General features: G+C 37.4%; 15 protein-coding genes, 2 tRNA genes and 1 rRNA gene. 15 read left to right on the plus strand and 3 right to left on the minus strand.

The genetic code is table 11. The features are described from left to right. Positions 1 to 13: 13 nt before the first annotated feature. The 7 genes from rrf to tsaD all read left to right on the plus strand — a co-directional run bounded on the left by rrf (position 14) and on the right by tsaD (position 3,098). A 5S ribosomal RNA gene (gene rrf, locus EPL02_RS00005) occupies positions 14 to 129 on the plus strand. Between the two features lie 10 nt (positions 130 to 139). Continuing rightward, a tRNA-Met gene (locus EPL02_RS00010) sits at positions 140 to 216 on the plus strand. Between the two features lie 3 nt (positions 217 to 219). Further along, positions 220 to 295: transfer RNA gene (locus tag EPL02_RS00015), tRNA-Asp, on the plus strand. A 165-nt stretch (positions 296 to 460) separates the two neighbouring features. After that, a complete protein-coding gene (gene tsaE, locus EPL02_RS00020) occupies positions 461 to 946 on the plus strand; it encodes a tRNA (adenosine(37)-N6)-threonylcarbamoyltransferase complex ATPase subunit type 1 TsaE (protein ID WP_094913299.1) in 486 nt (161 codons plus the stop codon). Further along, positions 927 to 1,631, plus strand: coding sequence for a tRNA (adenosine(37)-N6)-threonylcarbamoyltransferase complex dimerization subunit type 1 TsaB (gene tsaB, locus EPL02_RS00025; protein WP_131886719.1), 705 nt, complete (start codon positions 927 to 929; stop codon positions 1,629 to 1,631). Before tsaE ends, tsaB begins: the two co-directional genes overlap by 20 nt. Positions 1,632 to 1,635: 4 nt before the next feature. Next, complete coding sequence (gene rimI / locus EPL02_RS00030; RefSeq protein ID WP_131886720.1) at positions 1,636 to 2,085, plus strand: ribosomal protein S18-alanine N-acetyltransferase; 450 nt, start codon at positions 1,636 to 1,638, stop codon at positions 2,083 to 2,085. Then, positions 2,082 to 3,098: a tRNA (adenosine(37)-N6)-threonylcarbamoyltransferase complex transferase subunit TsaD gene (gene tsaD / locus EPL02_RS00035; protein ID WP_094913301.1), complete on the plus strand. Its 1,017-nt coding sequence runs from the start codon at positions 2,082 to 2,084 to the stop codon at positions 3,096 to 3,098. Before rimI ends, tsaD begins: the two co-directional genes overlap by 4 nt. A 120-nt stretch (positions 3,099 to 3,218) precedes the next feature. On the opposite strand, the gene EPL02_RS00040 is transcribed toward tsaD, so the two are convergent. Then, positions 3,219 to 5,159 carry an ABC-F family ATP-binding cassette domain-containing protein gene (locus EPL02_RS00040; protein ID WP_131886736.1) on the minus strand — a complete coding sequence of 647 codons (1,941 nt, stop codon included), beginning with the start codon at positions 5,157 to 5,159 and terminating at the stop codon, positions 3,219 to 3,221. A 275-nt stretch (positions 5,160 to 5,434) separates the two neighbouring features. Here EPL02_RS00040 and EPL02_RS00045 point away from each other — a divergent pair, with 275 nt between their 5' ends. The 3 genes from EPL02_RS00045 to tatC are packed head-to-tail and all read left to right on the plus strand — an operon-like array spanning position 5,435 to position 7,071. Next, positions 5,435 to 6,079 (plus strand): redox-sensing transcriptional repressor Rex, encoded by a 645-nt coding sequence (locus EPL02_RS00045; RefSeq protein WP_094913303.1) that lies wholly within the window; start codon positions 5,435 to 5,437, stop codon positions 6,077 to 6,079. Positions 6,080 to 6,111: 32 nt separating this feature from the next. Further along, positions 6,112 to 6,294, plus strand: coding sequence for a twin-arginine translocase TatA/TatE family subunit (locus EPL02_RS00050; protein WP_094913304.1), 183 nt, complete (start codon positions 6,112 to 6,114; stop codon positions 6,292 to 6,294). A gap of 15 nt (positions 6,295 to 6,309) precedes the next feature. Beyond that, positions 6,310 to 7,071 carry a twin-arginine translocase subunit TatC gene (gene tatC / locus EPL02_RS00055; RefSeq protein ID WP_094913305.1) on the plus strand — a complete coding sequence of 254 codons (762 nt, stop codon included), beginning with the start codon at positions 6,310 to 6,312 and terminating at the stop codon, positions 7,069 to 7,071. Between the two features lie 31 nt (positions 7,072 to 7,102). Here the strand turns inward: tatC and EPL02_RS00060 are convergent, their stop codons facing one another. After that, the gene (locus EPL02_RS00060; RefSeq protein ID WP_094913306.1) at positions 7,103 to 7,336 is read right to left on the minus strand and encodes a YdiK family protein; all 234 of its coding nucleotides are present in this window, start codon (positions 7,334 to 7,336) and stop codon (positions 7,103 to 7,105) included. Continuing rightward, positions 7,333 to 8,064 carry a CPBP family intramembrane glutamic endopeptidase gene (locus EPL02_RS00065; RefSeq protein ID WP_094913307.1) on the minus strand — a complete coding sequence of 244 codons (732 nt, stop codon included), beginning with the start codon at positions 8,062 to 8,064 and terminating at the stop codon, positions 7,333 to 7,335. Before EPL02_RS00065 ends, EPL02_RS00060 begins: the two co-directional genes overlap by 4 nt. Positions 8,065 to 8,363: 299 nt before the next feature. Between EPL02_RS00065 and groES the strand changes: the two genes are divergently transcribed. The 5 genes from groES (at position 8,364) to EPL02_RS00090 (ending at position 13,744) form a co-directional block, all read left to right on the plus strand. Beyond that, positions 8,364 to 8,648: a co-chaperone GroES gene (gene groES, locus EPL02_RS00070; RefSeq protein WP_025909994.1), complete on the plus strand. Its 285-nt coding sequence runs from the start codon at positions 8,364 to 8,366 to the stop codon at positions 8,646 to 8,648. Between the two features lie 71 nt (positions 8,649 to 8,719). Continuing rightward, entirely contained in the window at positions 8,720 to 10,351 is a 1,632-nt protein-coding gene (gene groL / locus EPL02_RS00075) for a chaperonin GroEL (RefSeq protein ID WP_094913308.1), read from the plus strand. A gap of 399 nt (positions 10,352 to 10,750) precedes the next feature. Next, entirely contained in the window at positions 10,751 to 11,440 is a 690-nt protein-coding gene (locus tag EPL02_RS00080; RefSeq protein WP_442956803.1) for an RraA family protein, read from the plus strand. A gap of 16 nt (positions 11,441 to 11,456) precedes the next feature. Continuing rightward, the gene (locus EPL02_RS00085; RefSeq protein ID WP_131886723.1) at positions 11,457 to 12,335 is read left to right on the plus strand and encodes a DUF1932 domain-containing protein; all 879 of its coding nucleotides are present in this window, start codon (positions 11,457 to 11,459) and stop codon (positions 12,333 to 12,335) included. Between the two features lie 56 nt (positions 12,336 to 12,391). Beyond that, complete coding sequence (locus tag EPL02_RS00090; RefSeq protein WP_094913310.1) at positions 12,392 to 13,744, plus strand: TRAP transporter large permease subunit; 1,353 nt, start codon at positions 12,392 to 12,394, stop codon at positions 13,742 to 13,744.

Consider the following 13,744-nt stretch of genomic DNA (forward strand, 5'->3'; position numbering starts at 1 on the left):
ATCTCAATTCATGTCTGGTGGCGATAGCAGAGAGGTCACACCCGTTCCCATGCCGAACACGGAAGTTAAGTTCTCTAGCGCCGATGGTAGTTGGGACTTTGTCCCTGTGAGAGTAGGACGTTGCCAGACTTTATATTATCGCGGGGTGGAGCAGTCTGGTAGCTCGTCGGGCTCATAACCCGAAGGTCGCAGGTTCAAATCCTGTCCCCGCAACCAAATGGTCCCGTGGTGTAGCGGTTAACATGCCTGCCTGTCACGCAGGAGATCGCGGGTTCGATTCCCGTCGGGACCGCCATGTAAACGAAACAAAAAGTTTCGTCTTTTTTTTTATATTAAAATTATGATCCTTAGGACTGTTCCTAGGGACTTTTTTGTATGTATATGCTGGATATGAGCAAAGAACTGCGTATACAATAGAGGTATAAATTGATTTAGAGAGAGCAAAGTGAGGATTTGAAAAATGAAACCATTAGAAGAGTTTGTCATTCAATCTGCTTCTATTGAAGATACACAAAAGCTAGCGAACCGTCTGGCTTCGTTGTTAGCTAAAGGTGATGTTTTGTTACTAGAAGGAGATTTAGGAGCTGGTAAGACGACCTTTACCAAAGCCTTAGCAAAAGGCCTTGAAATTAAAAGAAACGTAAACAGCCCTACATTTACTATTATTAAAGAATATAAAGATGGACGATTGCCCCTGTATCACATGGATGTGTATCGTTTAGGAGAAGAGTTTGAAGATCTAGGCTTTGATGAGTATTTTGATGGTGATGGCGTTACCGTTGTTGAGTGGGCTCACTTAATTGAAGAGCAGCTACCGGAGGAATTTGTCCAGATTAATATTTACCATGATACGCCTAAAACACGTAAGCTTGTTTGTAAAGCCAAGGGCGCAAGATATATTGACCTATGTAAGGAGCTTTTTAATTATGAAAACATTAGCAATTGATACGTCAAACTTTGTAATGGGCGTCGCATTGGTTGAAGAGAATAAAGTAATTGGAGAAGTAATTACAAATTTAAAAAAGAATCATTCCATTCGCTTGATGAGAGCGATTGAATCATTGCTAGCAGATTGCGATACTTTACCAAAAGAATTAGATAAAATTGTAGTAGCGGAAGGGCCTGGTTCTTATACGGGTGTACGCATTGGGGTAACCGTCGCTAAAACACTTGCGTGGACGCTTAACATTCCTTTAGTTGGAGTATCGAGCCTTGAAGTGCTAGCTGCTAACGGCCGTTATTTTAATGGGCTTATCTCTCCGTTATTTGATGCACGTAGACAACAAATTTTCACGGGCTTATACCGTTTTAATAATGGAGAGGACCTACGTAAAGAAGAGAAAGACCAGCTTATTATTAATGAACAATGGGCTGAGAAATTGAAAGAATACAAAGAACCTATTTTATTTATTGGAAATGATGTTGAAGTGCATAAGGAAGTACTAACTAGCGTCTTAGGAGAACAAGCACTCTTTGCATCTGTTTTACAATACAATCCTCGTCCAAGTGAGTTAGCATTTTTAGGTATGAAAAAGGAATCAACACCAGTCCATGCTTTTGTGCCTAATTATATTAGGCTAGCCGAGGCAGAAGCAAACTGGCTAAAAGCACAAGAAGCGAAACATGAGTGAGAAAATGACTACGACAGTAAAGTTTCGTTTAATGAAGGTTGAAGATATTGATCAAGTTGTTGAAATTGAAAAACAGGCGTTTGCGACACCTTGGAGCAAAGAGGCCTTTTATAATGAATTAACTGCCAATCAATTCTCTACCTACCTTGTGATGGAAATAGATGAACAAATTATTGGATATTGTGGGACTTGGATTGTAATTGATGAAGCGCATATTACTAATATTGCTATACTTCCTAAGTATAGAGGAAAAAGATTGGGATATGCTTTGCTTAAAGCTGCGATGGATGTTGTGAAACAGCTAGGCGCACTTTCAATGACGCTAGAAGTAAGAACGTCAAATCATATTGCACAGTCATTGTACAAAAAGCTAGGCTTTGAGGCTGGCGGCATACGAAAAAATTATTATTCTGATAACAATGAAGATGCATTAGTTATGTGGGTGAAATTATGAAAAAAGAAAATGAAGTAATATTAGCAATAGAAACAAGTTGTGACGAAACGGCTGTTGCCATTATTCGAGGTGGCACAGAAATTATTGCAAACGTAGTAGCCTCTCAAATTGAAAGCCATAAACGATTTGGAGGAGTTGTACCTGAGATTGCTTCTAGGCATCATGTTGAACAAATTACAATAGTTGTAGAAGAAGCTCTAAATCAATCTAGTATGACATTTGATGATATTGATGCAGTCGCGGTAACAGAAGGACCGGGTTTAGTTGGAGCATTATTAATTGGTGTCAATGCAGCAAAGGCATTAGCTTTTGCTCATCAAAAACCCTTAATTCCTGTACATCATATTGCAGGACATATTTATGCAAATCAACTCATTACGCCATTGAAATTTCCATTACTAGCATTAGTTGTTTCCGGTGGACATACAGAGCTTGTTTACATGAAAGAGCACGGCCATTTTGAAGTGATTGGTGAAACAAGAGATGATGCAGCCGGTGAAGCATATGATAAAGTGGCACGTACGCTACAGCTACCATATCCAGGCGGTCCTCATATTGATCGTCTAGCTCAAGAAGGTGAACCGTTAATTGACTTACCCCGTGCTTGGTTAGAAGATGGATCATACGATTTTAGTTTCAGTGGTTTGAAATCAGCAGTTATCAACACTGTGCATAACGCAAAACAAAAAGGTGAAAATATTAATCCACAAACATTAGCAGCTAGTTTTCAAGCTAGCGTAGTTGATGTTTTGGTAACAAAAACGGAAAAAGCTGTTCAAGAATACAAAGTAAATCAACTGCTCTTAGCGGGTGGAGTAGCTGCGAATAAAGGGTTGCGAGAGGCTCTACAGCAACGATTTGAAAAGTATGATGATGTAGAGTTAGTGATTCCACCACTATCTTTATGTACGGATAACGCTGCTATGATTGGAGCAGCAGCCAGCATTTTATATCGTAAAGATAGACGAGCAACGATGTCATTAAATGCGAATCCTGGGTTAGTGTTAGAATAGAGAATTGTGGATAATGTAGTGGTTATCCACAATTTTCAATCAATTTAGAATTAACTGTGGATAATGCATGTAATAAAGCCCATCACCAAAAGGTGTATGGGCTTCTTTTGTGTATAACTGTTAGCTTTCCTCAATAATTAGCTGAAGTTCTTCCCACTCTTCCATTAATGTGGATAACTCTTGTTGAAAAGTTTGGTTCTCACTGTTTAAACGCTGAGATTCTTCATGATTTTGGTAAATTACTGGGTCGCATAAAAGCTCTTCATTTTGCTCTAATTGTGCTTCTACTTCAGCAATGCGTTCCTCGATCTCTTCAATTCTTCTTTTTCGCTGCCTTAGAAGCTTTTTTTGTTCCTTATCTTGTATATATGATGTTTTGACACTTTTCCCTACAGGTAACTCTTCAGCCATGTTTGCTGCTTCAAGCTCTTTTCTTTCTTCCATTTCTGCTTTTTTCTCAACGTAGTAGTCATAGTCTCCTAAAAACTCTGTTGTGCCCTCTGCAGACAATTCGATAACCTTGTTGGTAACTCTGTTGATAAAGTAACGGTCATGGGAAACAAATAAAAGTGTACCTGGATAAGAGATTAATGCATTCTCCAATACTTGTTTACTATCTAGGTCAAGGTGGTTGGTAGGTTCATCTAGAATTAGAAAGTTTGCTTTTTGCATCATCAGTTTTGCTAAAGCGAGTCTTGCTTTTTCTCCACCGCTTAATGTGGAAACAATCTTTAAGACATCGTCACCTGAAAATAAAAAATTACCGAGCACAGTCCGAATTTCTTTTTCAGTAGTAGTAGGATAGTCGTCCCATAATTCATTGAGTACAGTTTTGTTAGACGTCAAGTTTGCTTGTTCTTGATCATAATAGCCTACTGCTACGTTAGAACCAAATTGGATTTCTCCTGAAACAAAAGGAAGTTTATTCATTAAGCCTTTTAACAGAGTGGATTTACCGATCCCGTTTGGACCTACCAAGGCAATGCTATCCTGACGAGTAGCACGAAGGTTAATGTTTTTTACAATAAACTGATTCTCTTCATATCCAATGGAGAGATTGTCAGCTTTTAGCACTTCATTTCCACTTTGCCGCTCAATGTCAAAGGAAAAGTTTGCACCTTTCTCACCATCGTTTGGCCGATCCATTAGCTCCATACGTTCTAGCTGTTTACGTCTGCTCTGAGCTCGCTTTGTTGTTGAAGCTCTAGCGATATTTCTCTGAATGAAATCATTAAGTTTTGCTACTTCATCCTGCTGTTTTTCAAATTGTTTCATTTCACGCTCGTAGCGTTCAGCTTTTTGTGTTAAATAATTTGAGTAGTTACCAGGATACTTATAAGTGGTTTTTTGACTTACTTCATAGACTTGTGTAACCACTTTATCAAGGAAGTAGCGATCATGCGATACAATTAGGATAGCACCATCGTAGTTTTGTAAAAATTGCTCTAACCAAGCCAATGTTTCAATGTCAAGGTGGTTGGTAGGTTCATCCAGAATTAATAAATCAGGTTTAGTTAATAACAGCTTAGCTAAAGCCAGTCGCGTTTTTTGGCCACCGCTTAGTGTAGAAATTGGGGTGGAATAGTCAAAGTTTGAAAAGCGAAATCCGTGTAGGATTGAACGAATATCAGCTTCATATTGGTATCCACCTAGATCTTTAAAGGAAATTTGAAGCTGGTCGTATTCCTTTAAGAGCTTTTCATAGTTGATAGAATCGTGCTGATAAGAAGGATCCCCCATTTTTTCTTCAAGCTTTCTTAGTTCTTTCTCCATTCTTTGCAAAGGCTTGAAGACGGTTAACATTTCGTCCCAAATAGATAAAGTGGATTCTAACACTGTATCTTGTCCCATGTAGTCAATCGTTGTTTCTTTTGGTTTCATAATCTCTCCACTGTCGTAGGAAAGTTCACCAGAAATAATTTTTAAAAGCGTTGATTTACCTGCTCCGTTTCGACCAACCAGTGCAATGCGGTCTTTAGATTGAACTTCAAGTTTTATATTTGATAAAATCGGGTCTGCCCCGTAATATTTCGTAATTCCATTTAACTGTAGAATAATCATCATTTCACCTCTACTCATTTCGACATAGTGTATTTTAACATATTTTTAAGACGGAAGTATGAATACGTGTATGGCATAAGCATTTCCATAAAATTATGTGTAGAATTCATTATTACCACACAGACTGTGTTAAAATAAACTATAGACTACTGTTCATGAGTGAATAGAAGATTCACTTAATGGAAGCGCTATCTAGTTTGAAAAGAGAATCTTGCTAATTTAAGCGGAGATTTGAACGATAGCCATTATATCTATCGTAATTAAGGGGGCACAAGATGAATACAGAAAACTTAAAAATACCACAAGCTACAGCAAAGCGGTTGCCGCTATACTATCGTTTTATTAAAAATCTACATGCTTCTGGTAAGCAACGTGTATCGTCAGCAGAATTAAGCGAAGCAGTGAAAGTAGACTCCGCAACAATTCGTCGCGATTTTTCCTATTTTGGAGCCTTGGGTAAAAAGGGATATGGCTATAACGTCAATTATTTACTGAGCTTTTTTCGTAAAACATTAGATCAAGATGAGGTAACCAAAGTTGCTTTAATTGGCGTTGGTAATCTAGGAACAGCCTTTTTAAACTACAATTTTATTAAAAATAACAATACAAAGATTGAATTTGCTTTTGATGTTATTGAAGACAAGGTAGGCACTCACGTTGGAGACGTACCTGTTTACCATTTAGATAAGCTTGAAGAACATATGACGGAGGATATTTCCGTTGCAATTCTAACAGTTCCAGCTACAGTGGCACAGCAAATTACGGATCGCTTAGTTAAATGTGGGATTAAAGGTATTTTAAACTTTACGCCTGCACGCTTAAATGTGCCAAGTTCGATTCGTCTACATCATATTGATTTAGCCGTAGAGCTTCAGTCATTGGTTTACTTTTTGAAAAATTATCCTGAAAATAATATATAATAGAATATATACGTAATAAAGGAGGGAAAACCATGGGATTAGGTGCAGGTAGTGTTATCTTAATTGTAATTTTTGCATTGCTAATTTTTGGACCGAAGAAACTTCCAGAGCTTGGTCGAGCTGTAGGCCATACGTTAAGGGAGTTTAAAAGCGCCACTAAAGGAATAATGGAAGATAACGAAGAAGAGGGTAAGAAGAAAGAACGAAATCAATAGAGGAATGATTGACATATGAACGAACAAGAAATGTCTGTATATGATCATATTGGTGAACTGCGAAAACGGATTTTAATCGTCGTCTTTTTCTTTTTTATTGCTACAATCGGCGGTTTCTTCTTAGCAGACCGCGTCATTATTTATCTCCAATCAGCGGACGAGGCAAGCTCGTTAACAATGAATGCATTTAAATTGACGGACCCTGTTAAGATTTATATGCAGTTTGCGTTTGTCATCGGATGTGTTGTTTCTGCTCCTATTGCACTCTATCAATTATGGGCATTTATAAGTCCAGGGTTGTATGATAAAGAGAGAAAAGTAACTCTTGGATACATTCCAATTTCAATCATCTTATTTCTTACTGGTATTTCGTTCGCTTACTTTGTTCTCTTTCCTTTTGTGGTAGAGTTTATGATTCGAATAGCAGATAAGCTAGATGTTAACCAAGTTATTGGTATTAATGAATACTTTTCATTTTTATTTCAGCTTACACTACCGTTTGGTTTATTGTTTCAGTTACCTGTTGTCATTATGTTTTTAACAAGACTGGGTATTGTAACGCCACAGTTCCTAAGCGGTATCCGGAAGTATGCTTATTTTGTGCTATTAGTCATAGCGGCTTTTATTACACCTCCAGAATTGCTATCACATCTAATGGTTACAATTCCTTTATTTATCCTTTATGAAATTAGCATTATTATTTCTCGTATCTCTTATCGTCAAATGTTAAAAAATAGGCAGGAATATGAAGAATCTGTTGAAATGCCTTCTGAATAACGAAAAAAGCCCCTTATAACAGGGGCTTTCTTTATTTCTGAGAATCATTGCTATTTGACTTTTTATATTGCTCTTGAAGCTTTTTAATCTTGCGATGCAATGAAAAGATTCGAATGGCAAAGCGAAAGTCAAAAGCAGCGACTAAGGCAAATAAGATTGTTGGTAAGGTCCATACGGTGGTATCGACGCTTAAAATAGCTAAATAAGTAAAGAGGATTCCCATAATTAAGTAGATAAATCCTCTGGTTAGAGGGATGTTATTCATAAACCAAGTCCTTTAATAATAAATTGTAGCTGTTCAGCTTGCTTTTGAATTTCAATAATTTCATCAGCGAAAATTGTTTGGACTAATACAACGATCGTGTTCATTAAGACATGAGCGATAATTGGAACAATAATTAGCTTCGTTCTTGCATATAAAAACGCAAATACAAACCCCATAGCTGTGTAAATTAATAAATGTTCAAAATCCCAATGGACTGCTGCAAATATAAGCGAACTAATAAAGGCTGAAATAAAGAAATTATATTTACGATATAAAGAACCAAAGATGATTTTGCGGAAGATAATCTCTTCTAAAATTGGTCCAATAACGGATGTGACAACAATTAATAAAGGCGTAACTTTCACTAAATTCAAGATCATTTCCGTATTTTCAGAACCGGGTTCAATACCAAATAAGTTCATTTCAATCATGGCAGCTACGGATTGAGAAGCCATTGCTAAAAAGATGCCAAAGATGGACCAGAAGATAGCTGTTGGTAAGCCAGCATGTTCATGCCTCATTGACATTTCACGCTTTAACAACACAAGTACAATTATTAAAGCCAAGCTAAAGCTGGTGATTGTCCAGTAAGTCATTGCAAGCTGTCTAGCTACTCTAACAGGTTCGTCATTAAACAGTCCAAGCGATAATAATAATGGAATGCCTAAAATTCCAGAAAACTGCATGATGATATAAGTCAGTACGATATAACCATAGCGCTTTTCCAATCTTCCATACTCCTTTAAAAGGTTTTTTATGTATCATTGTCGAAGAACATGTAGGGAAGCTTTTTGATATGTTTCTTCTTGTTCGTATTGTAACATACATATTATATGAGAGATAAAAGAATGCCTTCTTTTTATGTGGGTACGAGTAGTATGAGTTGAAAAAGGATTTTTTAAAATTTTTTGTGTTTAATACTTGCAAAAAAAAGCCACTTTGTTTTAATATAATAAATGTGTTAGCACTCGATGAGGTTGAGTGCTAATAAAATGTAAAAACATATTATTTGAGGAGGTTGTTTCACTTGTTAAAGCCATTAGGTGATCGCGTAGTGATTGAACTTGTAAAATCTGAGGAAAAAACAGCAAGCGGTATCGTATTACCAGACAGCGCTAAAGAGAAACCACAAGAAGGTAAAGTTGTTGCTGTTGGTACAGGTCGAGTATTAGAAAGCGGTGAGCGTGTAGCATTAGAAGTAGCTGCAGGCGATCGTATTATCTTCTCAAAATATGCTGGTACTGAAGTGAAATACGAAGGTACTGAATACTTACTTTTACGCGAAAGCGACATTTTAGCTGTAATCGGCTAATTATTCATAACGACTTTTAATTTAATATATGTACAATAGACTATTTTTAAACAATTAGGAGGATGAGTCAAATGGCAAAAGACATTAAGTTTAGCGAAGAAGCACGCCGCTCAATGCTACGTGGTGTAGATACATTAGCAAATGCTGTAAAAGTAACGCTTGGACCAAAAGGGCGTAACGTAGTACTAGAGAAAAAATTCGGTTCTCCATTAATTACAAATGACGGTGTAACAATTGCAAAAGAAATTGAATTAGAAGATGCATTCGAAAACATGGGTGCAAAATTAGTAGCAGAAGTTGCTAGCAAAACAAACGACGTTGCTGGTGACGGTACGACAACTGCAACAGTTTTAGCACAAGCAATGATTCGTGAAGGTCTTAAAAACGTAACGGCTGGTGCAAACCCAATGGGTATCCGTAAGGGTATGGAAAAAGCAGTAGCAGTAGCGATTGAAGAGCTAAAAGCAATCTCTAAACCAATTCAAGGTAAAGATTCAATTGCGCAAGTAGCGGCTATCTCAGCGGCTGACGAAGAAGTAGGTCAATTAATCGCTGAAGCAATGGAGCGCGTTGGTAACGACGGTGTTATCACGCTTGAAGAGTCTAAAGGTTTCACAACTGAATTAGAAGTTGTAGAAGGTATGCAATTTGATCGTGGATATGCATCTCCATACATGGTAACTGATTCAGACAAAATGGAAGCTGTATTAGAAGATCCATATATCTTAATCACAGATAAGAAAATTGGTAACATTCAAGAAATCTTACCAGTATTAGAGCAAGTTGTTCAACAAGGTAAGCCACTATTAATCATTGCTGAAGATGTAGAAGGTGAAGCATTAGCAACATTAGTTGTGAACAAGCTTCGCGGTACATTCACAGCGGTAGCAGTTAAAGCTCCAGGCTTTGGTGACCGTCGTAAAGCAATGCTTCAAGACGTTGCGATTTTAACTGGTGGTGAAGTAATCACTGAAGAACTTGGTCTTGACTTAAAATCTGCAAGCATTGAGCAATTAGGTCGCGCTTCTAAAGTTGTGGTAACAAAAGAAAACACAACAGTTGTAAACGGCGCAGGCAACGCAGAAGAAATTTTAGCTCGCGTTAACCAAATCAAAGCTCAGCTTGAAGAAACAACTTCAGAGTTCGACCGCGAAAAATTACAAGAGCGCCTAGCGAAGCTTGCTGGTGGTGTTGCTGTAATTAAAGTTGGTGCAGCTACTGAAACAGAATTAAAAGAGCGTAAATTACGTATTGAAGATGCATTAAACTCTACTCGCGCTGCGGTTGAAGAAGGTATCGTAGCTGGTGGTGGTACTGCATTAGTAAATATCTACAATAAAGTTGCTGGAATCGAAGCTGAAGGCGACGTTGCAACAGGTATCAACATCGTATTACGTGCGATTGAAGAGCCTGTACGTCAAATCGCTCATAACGCAGGTCTAGAAGGATCAGTAATCGTTGAGCGTCTAAAAGGCGAAGCGGTTGGAACTGGATTCAACGCTGCAACTGGCGAATGGGTAAACATGCTTGATTCTGGTATCGTTGACCCAACAAAAGTAACGCGTTCAGCACTTCAAAACGCTTCTTCTGTAGCGGCTATGTTCTTAACAACTGAAGCAGTTGTTGCTGACAAGCCAGAAGAAAACGCAGCTCCTGCAATGCCTGACATGGGCGGCATGGGTGGAATGGGCGGCATGATGTAATTAAAGGTTTAAAACTTTATTATATCAACGTCTAAAACGATGATATGTTTTTCTTGTCTTCAGAGTTGTTTTTGTTTTATAAAATATGGCAACCCTGTGATAAAATAAAACAGCTAATTATAAAAAAGCCTCTCAACAGTTAAAAAACTGTTGAGAGGCTTTTTATTTTAGCTATAGTTCCTTTTTAACTTTAAATAATTTAAATTTTTAAAAAATGTTTACACCAAGAAATAACAATGTTAATATTTTGTTTAAGAAGTAAAAATTTTTACTTTTATTATCGATTGTTGTTATTTTTATTACAAAGGAAAGCGATCTAAAATTTTTATTTGTAAGCGTTATCAGATTGGTGGGAGAACAGAGCTGGAAATTTAAAAAATATTTAAATTCGAGGAGTGTATGCACGTGAGTTATACAGCACCGCTTTTGTCTCAGGAAATTATTATGAGAGCTAAGAAATTGAATACAACACTTATATCAGATGCCTTAGGATGTACAGGTTCAATGGATTATAGGGTTAAGCCAGTATCCTCAAATATGCATGTAGTTGGTACAGCATTAACAGTTGAAATGAGAGCAGGGGATAACTTATTTTTACACCAAGGAATATACTGCGGGGGCGAAGGGTATGTGCTTGTGGCAAATGGAAAAGGGCACGTTGAAAACGCTTATTTAGGAGAGTTAATGGCTAAAGCAGCCAAAGCAGTTGGTATCGAAGGAATTGTCATTGATGGTTTAGTCAGGGATAAAGAAATGCTGAGTGAAATAGGACTTCCCGTTTATGCAAAAGGCTTCATTCCTAATGGGCCGTTTAAAGATGGTCCTGGTGCTATTAATATACCAATATCTTGTGCTGGAGTTACGGTTCACCCAGGCGATTTAATAGTTGGTGATGATGATGGTATAGTGGTTGTTCCTCAAGAGAAAGTGGAAGATGTACTTTTGAAAGCAGAAAAAAAGCTTGAATACGAAAAAAAACGTTTACAATTGATTGATAACTATGAGGAAAGTAAAAGCCAAGAAAAAACAGATAAAACAAGTATCGCACCAGAATGGTTAGCTGAAAAAATCAAAGCATTTGAATACTAAAGGAGGCAAATGAAACATGAATTTAGGATTTATCGGATTTGGTGAAGCGGCCTTTGAATTAGCATTTGGCCTCAATGAACAAGGGATTAAAAAAATAAAGGCATATGATCCGCTTTGGAATATGACAGAATATAGTAATCTCATTCAAGATCGAGCTAAAGCAGCCAACGTTACAATATTAGAGTCACCTGAAGAAATAATGAGAAGCTCCGAAGCAGTCATTGTTGCAGTCCCTGCAGACAAGGCATATGAGGTAAGTAGACAATTAGTATCATACGTTAAGGGTAAGTGCCTTTATATTGATGTTTCAGCAGCTAAGCCCACTATTAAAAAACAAATAGCAGCAAACGTAAATAGTGTTGGCGGGGAATTTGTAGATGCCGCTATGATGGGGCCTTTACCAGTTTATAAACATAGAGTACCTATTCTAGCAAGTGGTAATGGTACCGATACTTTTATTGAAAAAATGTCCATATATGAAATGAATATTGAGAAAGTAAGCGAGCTACCTGGTGAAGCAACAGCCGCTAAATTGATAAGAAGTATTTATATGAAAGGAATCGTTGGCTTATATATTGAATTATTAGAAGCTGCTCAACATTACAATGTTGAAAATCTTGTTATCGATTCATTAAGTGAGACCATTAATGGAAAAAGCTTTGAAGAAACAATGAATCGCCTTGTGACGGGAACTGCCCTTCATGCAAATCGACGTTCTATTGAGCTTGGGGGCACAATTGATATGCTAGAATCAGCTCAGATTGATTCTAGCATATCAAAAGCAGCAAAAGCTAAAATTGAAAAGCTTGCTTTACTAAATTTCAAAGAAAAATATCAAGGGCAAAAGCCAGAACATTGGAAGCAAGTCATTGAAGCATTTAAAGTAATTACATAAAAATAAGATAATAATACGAAGCGGTATTTATAAAAGTGGTGAAAGAAGGTGTAGACATGGGGGTTGGAATTTGGGCGTTACTTGTATTTATTGGTATAATTGTGTTTTGGAATCTAGTACTTAAACGCAATATTGCAGAGGCAATGCTTGCTGGGTTTATTGCAACTGCTTTGTTCGGTGGGACGGAATTTTTCGATTTAATATGGAATGGTCTTCTCTTTGCGGGTACAAATGATGTTTTGTACGCATCTGTAGCATTTGTATTTATGGCATATGTTATTGATCATACTGCCATTATTGCTAGTCTTGTAAAAATACTGAACTCTCTATTAGGACGTCTACCTGGGGGAGCTGCATACGTTGATACAATTGCATCAGGAATAATGGGAACGCTTGCAGGTTCAAACTCAGGGAATACAGCTACTACGGGCTCTATTACTGCGCCGTGGATGGTGCAGTCCAATTTTAGTCGGGAGCGAGCTGCTACTATTGTAGCTGGTAATGGTGGCCTTGGTGCAGCATTACCACCTAGTGCATCAATGTTTATTATGCTTGGATTTGCCCCTATTGCAGCCGTCGTGTCAGAAGGGGATTTGTATGTAGCTTTATTTATTGCGGGAGTATACCAAATAATTTATCGTATATTTCTTATTATGTATTTTGTTAAGCGTGATAATATTAAAGCGGTTTCACCGGAATTTATTCAGCCGTTAAGAGAAGCGTTAAGTACAGGTTGGAAATCAACATTGATTTTTTTGGGCGCATTAATTCCAATTGTAATTACAATTGGACCTCTTGCTAAAAAACTTATGGAAAATCAAAATATCGGCAGTGATGCAATGGAAAGTATTTCATTAATCACATGGATACCAATTCTAATTATCTTCATTAGCATGATGGTTGGATGGACTAAATTACCAAAGACAGCAAAGGGTTGGAATAACTTTTTAAATAAAGCGATTCCCCGTTTTTCCACAATAGGAGCACTACTTGTTTTTGCTTATGCTTCTAGCCAAGTGTTGACTGATTTAGGTCTTGCTGAAGATTTAACAGCTGTCATGGACTCTATTGCAATTTCTAAGTGGTTAATGGTTCTGGTAATTTCCCTTCTTGTAGCTTTAGTTGCTGGTCCACTTTCATCCACAGCTACATTAACCGCTATTGGAATGGTGGCTTTTGCAGCAATGGTATCAGCTGGAGTTGATCCTTTACTTGCAGTAGTTGCAATTCTTGTTTTTGCTTCAACGGAAGGTGCATCGCCACCTGCTTCTGGATCAATATTTATTGCGGCTTCCCTCGCAGGTGCGAGTCCTGAAAAGACTTTCGTTCCTTTAATTTTATATTATGTTATTCCAATTTTATTGATTGGTTATTTCATTGCAATGGGCTTCTTGCCAGTACTAAATTAG

The sequence above is a fragment of the Bacillus sp. CBEL-1 genome (assembly GCF_004348885.1).
Taxonomy (GTDB): Bacteria; Bacillota; Bacilli; order Bacillales; family Bacillaceae_H; genus Priestia; species Priestia aryabhattai_A.

What these genes read in the sequence shown, in the direction of transcription:
- EPL02_RS00040 (WP_131886736.1), bottom strand. Translation starts at nt 5,159, where the DNA reads ATGATTATTCTACAGTTAAATGGAATTACGAAATATTACGGGGCAGAC.
- tatC (WP_094913305.1), top strand. Translation starts at nt 6,310, where the DNA reads ATGAACGAACAAGAAATGTCTGTATATGATCATATTGGTGAACTGCGA.
- tsaE (WP_094913299.1), top strand. Translation starts at nt 461, where the DNA reads ATGAAACCATTAGAAGAGTTTGTCATTCAATCTGCTTCTATTGAAGAT.
- EPL02_RS00085 (WP_131886723.1), top strand. Translation starts at nt 11,457, where the DNA reads ATGAATTTAGGATTTATCGGATTTGGTGAAGCGGCCTTTGAATTAGCA.
- EPL02_RS00080 (WP_442956803.1), top strand. Translation starts at nt 10,751, where the DNA reads ATGCACGTGAGTTATACAGCACCGCTTTTGTCTCAGGAAATTATTATG.
- EPL02_RS00090 (WP_094913310.1), top strand. Translation starts at nt 12,392, where the DNA reads ATGGGGGTTGGAATTTGGGCGTTACTTGTATTTATTGGTATAATTGTG.
- EPL02_RS00050 (WP_094913304.1), top strand. Translation starts at nt 6,112, where the DNA reads ATGGGATTAGGTGCAGGTAGTGTTATCTTAATTGTAATTTTTGCATTG.
- EPL02_RS00060 (WP_094913306.1), bottom strand. Translation starts at nt 7,336, where the DNA reads ATGAATAACATCCCTCTAACCAGAGGATTTATCTACTTAATTATGGGA.
- groL (WP_094913308.1), top strand. Translation starts at nt 8,720, where the DNA reads ATGGCAAAAGACATTAAGTTTAGCGAAGAAGCACGCCGCTCAATGCTA.
- tsaB (WP_131886719.1), top strand. Translation starts at nt 927, where the DNA reads ATGAAAACATTAGCAATTGATACGTCAAACTTTGTAATGGGCGTCGCA.
- rimI (WP_131886720.1), top strand. Translation starts at nt 1,636, where the DNA reads ATGACTACGACAGTAAAGTTTCGTTTAATGAAGGTTGAAGATATTGAT.
- EPL02_RS00045 (WP_094913303.1), top strand. Translation starts at nt 5,435, where the DNA reads ATGAATACAGAAAACTTAAAAATACCACAAGCTACAGCAAAGCGGTTG.
- tsaD (WP_094913301.1), top strand. Translation starts at nt 2,082, where the DNA reads ATGAAAAAAGAAAATGAAGTAATATTAGCAATAGAAACAAGTTGTGAC.